Below are 9,589 nucleotides of genomic sequence, written 5' to 3'. Positions count from 1 at the left end.
GGCGACCACCGATCTCGACGCCGTGCTCGGGGACCCGTCCGTCGACGCGGTGTTCGTGGTCACCCGGCACAGCTCGCACGCCGACCTGACCCGCAGGGCCCTCCTCGCCGGAAAGCCGGTGTTCGTGGAGAAACCCCTGGCACTCGGCGAGGACGAGCTGTCCGGGGTCCTCGCGGCCGTGGAGGAGTCCGGCAACGACCGGCTCCAGGTGGGCTTCAACCGCCGGTTCGCCCCCCTGCTCCAGGAGGCGAAGCAGCGGTTCGGTGCGCGCACGGGCCCGGCGAGTCTGCGCTATCTCGTCAACGCGGGCCCTCTCCAGCAGGGCAGCTGGTACCTGCAACAGGCCACCGAGGGCTCGCGGTTCGCCGGTGAGGGCGGTCACTTCATCGACACGGCGAGCTGGCTGCTGGGCGCCGACCCGGTCTCGGTGTACGCCGTCGCAGCGCCCGGCAACCAGGACCTCCAGGTCGTCCTGCGCTACCCGGACGGGTCGACGGCCGCGATCAGCTACGTCACCACCGGCGCCACGGGCTTCCCCAAGGAGACGCTGGACCTCCTCGCGGACGGCAAGGTGCTGCGGCTCGACGACTTCGTCCGCGCCTCGGTGCATACCGAAGGGGGCTCCGGCCGCAAGCGGTGGGTCAGCTCACGGCTGCCCAGGGCCCGCGACAAGGGGCAGAACGCCCAACTGGCCGCGTTCGTCAGGGCGGTCCGGACCGGCGGGCCGATGCCCGTGCCGCTGCCGTCGCTGGTCGCCACCACCGCCGCCACCTTCGCCGTGCGGGCGGCACTGGCCGCCGGCGCGCCGGTGACCCTGGCGGGGGTCTGATGGGCCTGGGCGCGGGGTGGTATCTGCGGCGGCTGTCCCGGATGGGACCGCGGGAGGCCGTCGGCCGGGCGGGCGACGCGGTGCGCAGGCGGCGGTGGCGGTCGGCGCCGCCGGCCTGCCCGCCGGTGACCGGCGCCGGGTTCACCGCCGTCCTGCCCGCCGGGGCCCTGGAAGCGGTACCGCCGGACGCCGCGAAGCGGCTCGTCGCCGAGGCGGACCGGCTGATGGCGGGGCACGTGGAGTACTTCGGGGTGGTCCGCGACGACCTGACGGACCCGGACTGGTGGTACGACCCGAAGACCGGGCGCCGGGCACCGTGGGGCCATGCCTTCGACGTGCCCTACCGGAACGAGGAAGCGGTCGGTGACATCAAGCAGATCTGGGAGCCGTCGCGGCACCAGTACCTGACCGTGCTCGCCGCCGCCTACGCGGTCACCGGGGACGAGCGGTACGCCGAGCGGGTGGCCCAGCACCTGCGGCGCTGGTGGGCGGCGAACGCGCCGCTGCGCGGGGTGCACTGGATCAGCGGCATCGAGCTGGGGATCCGGCTGGTGTCCTGGGTGTGGATCCGCCGGCTGCTCGACGGCTGGCCCGGCGCGGCCGCGCTCTTCGAGGGCAACCCGGTGGCCCATCACCAGATCTGGCACCACCAGCGCTGGCTGGCCGCCTTTCCCAGCCGGGGTTCTTCGGCGAACAACCACGTCATCGCCGAGGACGCCGGGCAGCTGGCCGCGGCCTGCGCGTTCGACTGGTTCCCTTCGTCGGCCCGCTGGCGGGCCGGCGCACTGCGGTCGCTGGAGCGGCAGCTGCGGATAAACACCTTCCCCTCCGGGCTCAACCGCGAGCTGGCCACCGAGTACCACGGGCTGGTCCTCGAACTCGGCCTGGCCGCGGTGGCCGAGGCGGACGCGGCGGGCCTGCCGGTTCCCCCAATGGTGCGGCTGGTGCTGCTGCGGATGACGGACGCGCTCGCGGCCGTCGTGGACAACCGTCTTCGGCCGCCGCGCCAGGGCGACGCGGACGACGGGCACGGTCTGGTCGTGGACGGGGCCGGAACCGACCGCTGGGGTTCATTGCTGGCCACCGGGGAGGCCGTGTTCGGCAGGCTCCCCTGGTGGCCGGAGGTGACGGGCACCGATGTGCGCACCCCGCTGCTGGCCTCGCTGGTCCGGCCGCACGCCAAGGGCGGAACGGGTCCTGCCGTGTCCCGCCCGGTGCGGCGGCCCGCCCACTTCGCGGACGCCGGGCTCACCGTCCTGCGCGGCCCCGGGGAGATCTGGTGCCGGTGCGACGGCGGCCCGCACGGGTTCCTGTCCATCGCGGCGCACGCCCACGCGGACGCGCTGTCCGTGGAGGTCCGGCACGACGGGGTCGATGTGCTCGCCGATCCGGGGACGTACTGCTACCACGGGCAGCCGGAGTGGCGGCAGTACTTCCGCTCGACCCTCGGCCACAACACCCTGCGCCTGGACGGAGCGGACCAGTCCGTCTCCGGCGGCCCGTTCCTGTGGACCCGGCACGCCCGCAGCCGCGTCCTGGCCGCGGACACGTCCGGCACGGAGGAGGCCCGCTGGTGCGCCGAGCACGACGGCTACCGGGGTGTGGTGCACCGCCGGCGGGTGGAACTGACCGCAGCCACCAGGGAGTTACGGGTGGTCGACGAGGTACGCGGTCCGCGCAGGGCCGCCCAACTGGTCTTCCATCTCGGTCCGGCGGTCACCGCGGAGCTGGCGGGGAACCGGGCCCTGCTGACCTGGACGCGCGACGGCGAGGACCGCTCGGCGGTGCTCGATCTGCCCGGGCAGCTGTCCTGGCGCGCGCACCGCGGGGAAAGCGAGCCGCCGCTGGGCTGGTACTCCCCCGGCTTCGGCCGCAAGGAGCCCGCCACCACGCTGGTCGGCACCGGCTTCACCGACACGGCGCGGGCGTTCACCACCGTGCTCGGGTTCCGGGACTAGGGGGGGGACGCGTGCGGAGCAAGGGAGGACGGCGGGGGTGGGCCGCGGCACCGCTGGTGCTGGTCCTGCTGACGGCGGCCGGCTGTACGGGCACGCCGGACGCCCCGGCGGAGCCGGCCCGCGCGCCCTCCGGGGCGGCCACCGCGCCCGGGGCTCCCGCCACGGCGGTGGCCCGCGTGTGCGCCGCACCCGCGGCGGGACCTGTGAAGGCGCCGGCGGGCGCGGTGACGGTCGACCCGGCGGTCGTCGGCGACCTGGCCAGGAAGACCGGGAGCAGTCCGGCGCACACCACGTTCTGGCTGCGCCCGGGCACGCACAGGCTCGTGCCGGAGCAGTACGCCCAGGTCGTCCCCAAGAAGGGGAACCGCTACCTCGGCGCGCCCGGCGCGGTGCTCGACGGTGGGGGCAAGAACCAGTACGCGTTCGGCGGTGAGGCCACCGACGTCACCCTCCGCCACCTGACCGTGCAGGGTTTCATCGCACCGCACGACGAGGGAGTGGTCAACAGCAGCTCCTCCGACGGCTGGGTGATCGAGCACAGCACGATCCAGTACAACTCGGGCGCCGCCCTGATGGCCGGCGCCCGCCAGCAGGTCCGCGCCACCTGCCTGCGCGACAACGGCCAGTACGGGATGAACGCCTACAAGAAGGGCGACACGATCCGCGGCCTGGTGGTCGAGGGCAACGAGATCGTGGGGAACAACACCGGCGACTGGGAGAAGAAGAAGCCCGGCTGCGGCTGCACCGGGGGAATCAAGTTCTGGGCCGTCAACGGCGCCGACATCCGCGGCAACTGGGTGCACGACAACCGCGGTGCCGGGCTGTGGGCGGACAACAACAACAACGACTTCCTCTTCGAGAACAACGTCCTCGAAGCCAACGACGGCGTCGCGATCATGTACGAGACCAGCTACAACGCGGTCATCAGGAACAACACGATGCGGCGGAACAACTGGGTCGAAGGCGGTCGCTCCGCCTCACGCGGCGACAACTTCCCCTACGCGACCGTCTACGTCTCGGAGGCCGGCGGCGAACCACGCGTCCCGGCCCGTACGGACAAGATCGAGATCTACCGGAACGTGCTGGAGAACAACTGGAACGGCATCACCCTGTGGGAGAACTCCAACCGGTTCTGCAACAGCCCGGCCAACACCTCGACCGGGTACTGCACGTTGCTGGTGAAGGACACCGCCCGGTGCGCACAGCCGGCGATCGCGCGCGCCCCGCTGTACGACGACTGCCGGTGGAAGACCCAGCGGGTGGACATCCACGACAACCGCTTCCTGCTGGACACCTCCGTCGTCAGGTGCACGAGGGAGTGCGGCCGCATGGCGGTGCTGTCCAACTACGGCACCTACCCCGACTGGTCGCCGTACAAGGCCAAGCGGGTGTCCCAGGCGCTCCTGCACAAGCAGCACAACCGCTGGCACGGCAATGTCTACCGCGGGCCGTGGAGCTTCGTCGCCGACGACCCGGGGCGCCGGGTCGACTCCGGGCAGTGGCAGGACCCGCCGTACCGGCAGGACACGGGCAGCACCTTCGACCCGTCGGCGGGTGGTTGAGATGGACGCCGGACTCCCGCACGGGACAACGGACACGGCGGGCGCGCCGCCCGGGGCCGCACCGCGTCCGGCCGGCCCGCCGCGGGCCGTCGGGGTGGTCTGGGCGCTGCTGGGCCTCAACGTGCTCGGCTCCGCGGGCGCGCAGACCATCTTCCCGATCCCCCGCTCCCTCATCCAGATGGTCACCATGGGCGCGCTGGTCGCCGCGTTCGCCCTGGCGCTCGCGGTCAATGTCCGGCTGCGCATCAGGCCGAGTGCGTTCGTGCTGCTGCTGACCCTGCTGCTGGTGCCGAGCGTGATCTCCAGCGCGAACCTGGAGGCCGGGTTCGGCGCGCTGTTCCGCTGCACCAGGCTGGCTCTCTTCGTCGGCACGCTGTGGCTGCTCACCCGCTGGTGGGACGGCGGCTGGACGTTCGTCCGCAGCCACGTCCGGATGTACTGCGTGGTGCTCGTGTCGGTGGTCGCCGGGCTGGTCGTCTCACCGGGGGCGGCCATGCCCGAGCTGTACGGCGGGCGGCTGGTCGGCGCGCTGTGGCCGCTCACCCCGCCGCAGATCGGCCAGTACGCGGCGGTCGTCATCGGGCTCACCGTGCTGCTCGTGCTGGGCCGCCTGACCACCGGGGCCGGTGCGGCGGCGATCGTCGTGCCGGCGCTCGTCCTGCTCGCGATGACCCACACCCGCACGGCCACCATCGGCCTGCTCACCGGGCTGGTCCTCGCGATCGGCTCGCTCGTGCTGACCAGTGCCGCCGCCCGCCGGTTCTTCGGCTGGGCGGTGGTGTGCGCGGCGGTGGCGGCGGTGGGCTTCGCCTCCGCGCTCCAGGCGTGGTTCCTGCGCGGGCAGTCCCAGGAGCACTTCACCAGCCTCACCGGCCGGGCCAAGGTGTGGGACGCCCTGCTGGCGGCCCCGCGCACCACCACGGAGCAGCTGTTCGGAACGGGCCTGGGCGACAAGTCGTTCGGCGGGCTGCCGATCGACAACAGCTGGCTGGCCGTCTACGACGAACAGGGGCTGACCGGCACCGTCCTGGTGGGCTCGATGCTCCTCGTGCTGGGCGGCGTCGCACTGCTGCGGCCGCCGTCGCTGCCGAGGGCGTGCGCGATCTTCCTGATCAGTTATGTCGCGATCTCCTCGTACACCGAGGCGGGCCTGGGCGACGCCTCGGCGTATCTGCTGCATCTGGCCGTGGCCGCCTCGCTCCTCGCGGCTCCCGCCGCGGCTATGCCCCCGTCGGCGTCCGCAGCCCTGCGGCGCCGTGTCCTGCGACAGGTGGGGAAAAGGTGACTTCGCGCATGCGTGTCCTCGTGGTGCACAACCGCTACTCCTCGGCGCAGCCGAGCGGGGAGAACCGGGTCGTCGACGAAGAGGTCGCGCTGCTGCGCGCGGCCGGTCACCGGGTCGGTCTGTTCGAGCGGCGCAGCGACGACATCGCCGGCCTGTCCCTGCTCGGCAAGGTCGCGGTGCCGCTCCAGGTGCCGTGGAACCGGTCGGTGCGCGCCGAGCTCGCTGCCCGGCTCCGCACGGAGCGGCCGGACGTGGTGCACGTCCACAACGTCTTCCCGCTGCTGTCGCCCGCGGTACTGGCGGCCTGCGCCGACGTCGGCGTACCGGTCGTCGCCACGCTGCACAACTACTCCCAGATCTGCCCGCCGGGCACGCTGCGGCGGGACGGCCGTCTGTGCACGGACTGCGTCGGATCCGCGGTGCCGCTGGCGGCCGTGCGGCACGGCTGTTACCGGGGTTCCCGGCTGGCGACGGTGCCGCTCGCGGTCGGGCTCGTCGTCAACCGGCGGCGGTGGTGGACGGGGGTGGAGCGCTTCTTCTGCATCTCCGAGGCGCAGCGCGAGCTGTTGGTGCGCTCCGGCATGCCGCCCGGCCTGCTGGCGGTGAAGCACAACTTCGTCCCCGACCCGGGCGCCCGCCGGACGGACGGCGGCGAGCACCTGCTCTTCCTCGGGCGGCTCGCGGAGGCCAAGGGCGTACGGCTGCTCATGGCCGCCTGGGACGAACTCGCGGCGGGCGGCGGGGTGGGCGTACCGCTGGTGATCGCCGGTGCGGGGCCGCTGGCGGGGGAGGTGACCGCCTGGGCGGCGGGCCGGGACGACGTGCGGTACGTCGGCCTGTACGACCCGGCCCAGTGCCGGGAGGCCGTCGCGCGGGCACTCGCCGTGGTGGCCCCCTCGATGGCGCTGGAGACGTTCGGCCTGGTGGTCGCGGAGGCGATGGCGGCGGGCGTCCCGGCGGTCGCGGCCGGTCACGGCGCCTTCGTCGAACTCGTCGAGGACGGGGTCAGCGGACTGCTGCACCGGCCGGGCGACGCCGCCTCACTCGCGTCCTGCATCCGCACGACTGCGGCCGGCCGGGAGCGCAACCGGGAGATGGGAGCGGCGGCCCGGCGCCGGTACGAGCAGGGGTTCAGCCCGTCCGTCGGGCTGGAGCGCCTGGTGGAGGGGTACCGCTCCGCGATCGCGGAGCGGTCCGGTGGCGCGAACGGCGCGCCACCGGCAGGGAACACACACACCGGCCCGCGGCGGGGCACCCGCGCGGGCGGGGATGGGGGCAGCAGATGACACGATGCCGACTGTGCGGTTCGGCGGCGCTGGCGAGCGTCGTCGACCTGGGGGCGACGCCGCCGTGCGAGAGCTTCCTCGCCGCGGACCAGCTGGACAGTCCGGAGCCTGCCTACCCGCTGCACCTGCGGGTCTGCACCGACTGCTGGCTGGCGCAGCTCCCGCCGCTGATCTCGCCGGAGGACACGTTCAGCGAGTACGCGTACTTCTCCTCCTTCTCGACCTCCTGGGTGGAGCACGCGCGCACCTTCGTGGACGACGCCGCGCGGCGGGTGGCGCTGGGCTCCGACGCGTTCGTGGTCGAGGTCGCGAGCAACGACGGATACCTGCTGAAACACGTGGTGGAGCGGGGGATCCGCTGCCTGGGCATCGAGCCCTCCGTGAACGTCGGCGCCTCGGCCAGGGACGCCGGGGTGCCCACGCTCACCGCGTTCCTCGGCCCGGACACCGGTTCGGCCGTCCGCGCCGAGCACGGCCCCGCGGATCTGGTCGTGGCCAACAACGTGTACGCGCACATCCCCGACGTGGTCGGGTTCACCCGGGGGCTGCGTGCCCTGGTCGCGGACGACGGGTGGGTCTCCATCGAGGTGCAGCACCTGCTGACGCTGATCGAGGAGAACCAGTACGACACGATCTACCACGAGCACTTCCAGTACTACACGGCCGGCTCCGCGATGCGGGCCCTCGCCAGCGGCGGACTGGCCCTGGTGGACGTCGAGCTGCTGCCCACGCACGGCGGTTCGCTGCGGCTGTGGGCCCGGCCGGCGGAGGTGGCCGGTGAGCCCTCCCGGCAGGTGGCCGACGTGCTGGACAGGGAGAAGGCGGCCGGACTGCGGGAGCTGTCGGGGTACACCGAGTTCTCCTCCCGGGTGGCCAAGGTGCGCAGGAACCTGCTGCGGTTCCTGATCGAGGCGGCCGAGCGCGGCGAGAGCGTCGTCGGCTACGGCGCACCCGGCAAGGGCAACACGCTGCTCAACCACTGCGGGATACGGCCCGACCTGCTCGCGTACACGGTCGACCGCAACCCCTACAAGCACGGCAGGTTCACCCCGGGCAGCCGCATCCCCGTCCTCGCACCGGAGCAGATCGCCGCCGACCGGCCGGACTACGTGCTGGTGCTGCCCTGGAACCTGCGGGCCGAACTGGAGGAACAGCTGGCCTACGTGCACGAGTGGGGCGGCCGCCTGGTCTTTCCCATACCGGAACTGAGCATTGTTGAGGTCACGTCATGAAGGTCGTGCTGTTCTGCGGTGGTTACGGGATGCGGATGCGCAGCGGCGCCGCGGACGACGTGCCCAAGCCGATGGCGATGGTCGGCCCGCGTCCGCTGATCTGGCATGTGATGCGCTACTACGCGCACTTCGGCCACACGGAGTTCATCCTGTGCCTCGGTTACGGGGCGCACCACATCAAGGACTTCTTCCTCAGTTACGAGGAGACGGCGTCCAACGACTTCGTGCTGCGCGGTGGCCGCACCGAGCTGCTGTCCACCGACATCGCGGACTGGACGATCACCTTCGCGCAGACCGGCATCGAGTCGCCGATCGGGGAACGGCTGCGCCGGGTGCGCCACCACCTGGACGGCGACGAGATGTTCCTCGCCAACTACGCCGACGTCCTCACGGATGCCCCGCTGCCGGAGATGATCGAGAAGTTCTCGCAGCGCGACGCGGGGGCTTCGATGATGGTGGTCCCGCCGCAGTCCTCCTTCCACTGCGTGGAGTTGGGCGAGGACGGACTCGTGGGCGGCATCACCGCGGTGAGCGAGCTGCCGCTGTGGGAGAACGGCGGCTACTTCGTGCTCCGCCAGGAAATCTTCGGCCACATACCCGAGGGCGGTGACCTCGTCGCCGACGGATGCGGGCAACTGGCCAAGCAGGGACGACTGGTGGCCCACCAGCACCGCGGATTCTGGAAGCCCACCGACACGGTGAAGGAGCGTGCCGCGCTCGACTACGCGTACGCCCGGGGGGACCGCCCGTGGGCCGTGTGGGAGCAGGGCCGCGTCGGAGCGGGGGCGTGATCCGGCTGGGAGCCGGGCCCCTGGAGCGGGTCGTCGCGGTGGGCGCGCACTGCGACGACATCGCCATCGGCGCCGGCGGCACCCTGCTGACGCTGTGTCAGGCGCGGCCCGGTATCCGCGTCGACGCCCTGGTGCTCACCGGCGGCGGCAGCGACCGCGAGCAGGAGGAGCTGGCCGCGCTGACCGCCTTCTGCCCGGGAGCCGACCTGCGGGCGACCGTGCTGAAGCTGGCGGACGGGCGGCTGCCGTCGCAGTGGGACGAGGCCAAGGCCGCCGTGGAGGAACTGCGCGCGCGCACCGGCCCGGACCTGGTGCTCGCGCCGCGCACCGACGACGCCCACCAGGACCACCGGGGGCTCGCACGGCTCGTGCCCACCGCGTTCCGCGACCACTTTGTCCTCGGCTACGAGATCGTCAAGTGGGACGGCGACCTGGGCCGCATGCAGGCCTACCAGCCACTGTCCCCGGAGACCGCCGAACAGAAGGTGCGGCTGCTGCAGGAGCACTACCCCTCGCAGCGGCACCGGCCCTGGTACGACCGCGAGGCCTTCCTCGGTCTCGCACGGATCCGCGGCATCGAATGCCACGCGCGCTACGCCGAGGCGTTCGCCGTCACCAAACTCACTCTCGACCTGGGGGACTGAAC

8 protein-coding genes are annotated in these 9,589 nt (G+C 72.6%); all 8 read left to right on the top strand.

The window, feature by feature from the left end; all coding sequences use genetic code 11:
• Positions 1-829: Gfo/Idh/MocA family protein (locus ACFWVV_RS21530; RefSeq protein ID WP_384422756.1), on the top strand; the 829-nt coding region annotated here is incomplete at its 5' end.
• Positions 829-2,787: an alginate lyase family protein gene (locus tag ACFWVV_RS21525; RefSeq protein ID WP_384359100.1), complete on the top strand. Its 1,959-nt coding sequence runs from the start codon at positions 829-831 to the stop codon at positions 2,785-2,787. The genes ACFWVV_RS21530 and ACFWVV_RS21525, both read left to right, overlap by 1 nt.
• Positions 2,788-2,798: 11 nt before the next feature.
• Entirely contained in the window at positions 2,799-4,349 is a 1,551-nt protein-coding gene (locus ACFWVV_RS21520; protein ID WP_384359098.1) for a right-handed parallel beta-helix repeat-containing protein, read from the top strand.
• Between the two features lies 1 nt (position 4,350).
• Complete coding sequence (locus ACFWVV_RS21515) at positions 4,351-5,634, top strand: O-antigen ligase domain-containing protein (RefSeq protein ID WP_384422753.1); 1,284 nt, start codon at positions 4,351-4,353, stop codon at positions 5,632-5,634.
• Positions 5,635-5,642: 8 nt separating this feature from the next.
• Positions 5,643-6,920 (top strand): glycosyltransferase, encoded by a 1,278-nt coding sequence (locus ACFWVV_RS21510; RefSeq protein ID WP_384353431.1) that lies wholly within the window; start codon positions 5,643-5,645, stop codon positions 6,918-6,920.
• Positions 6,917-8,152: a class I SAM-dependent methyltransferase gene (locus ACFWVV_RS21505; RefSeq protein ID WP_384353434.1), complete on the top strand. Its 1,236-nt coding sequence runs from the start codon at positions 6,917-6,919 to the stop codon at positions 8,150-8,152. Before ACFWVV_RS21510 ends, ACFWVV_RS21505 begins: the two co-directional genes overlap by 4 nt.
• Positions 8,149-8,943, top strand: a complete 795-nt coding sequence (locus tag ACFWVV_RS21500) for a glucose-1-phosphate cytidylyltransferase (protein ID WP_384353437.1) — start codon at positions 8,149-8,151, stop codon at positions 8,941-8,943. Before ACFWVV_RS21505 ends, ACFWVV_RS21500 begins: the two co-directional genes overlap by 4 nt.
• Complete coding sequence (locus tag ACFWVV_RS21495) at positions 8,940-9,587, top strand: PIG-L deacetylase family protein (protein WP_384353440.1); 648 nt, start codon at positions 8,940-8,942, stop codon at positions 9,585-9,587. The genes ACFWVV_RS21500 and ACFWVV_RS21495 overlap by 4 nt, the downstream gene beginning before the upstream one ends.
• The last annotated feature ends 2 nt before the right edge of the window (positions 9,588-9,589 follow it).

The organism is Streptomyces sp. NPDC058663 (assembly GCF_042716745.1).
Taxonomy (GTDB): Bacteria; Actinomycetota; Actinomycetes; order Streptomycetales; family Streptomycetaceae; genus Streptomyces.
This window is presented reverse-complemented; position numbering and strand designations above follow the sequence as displayed.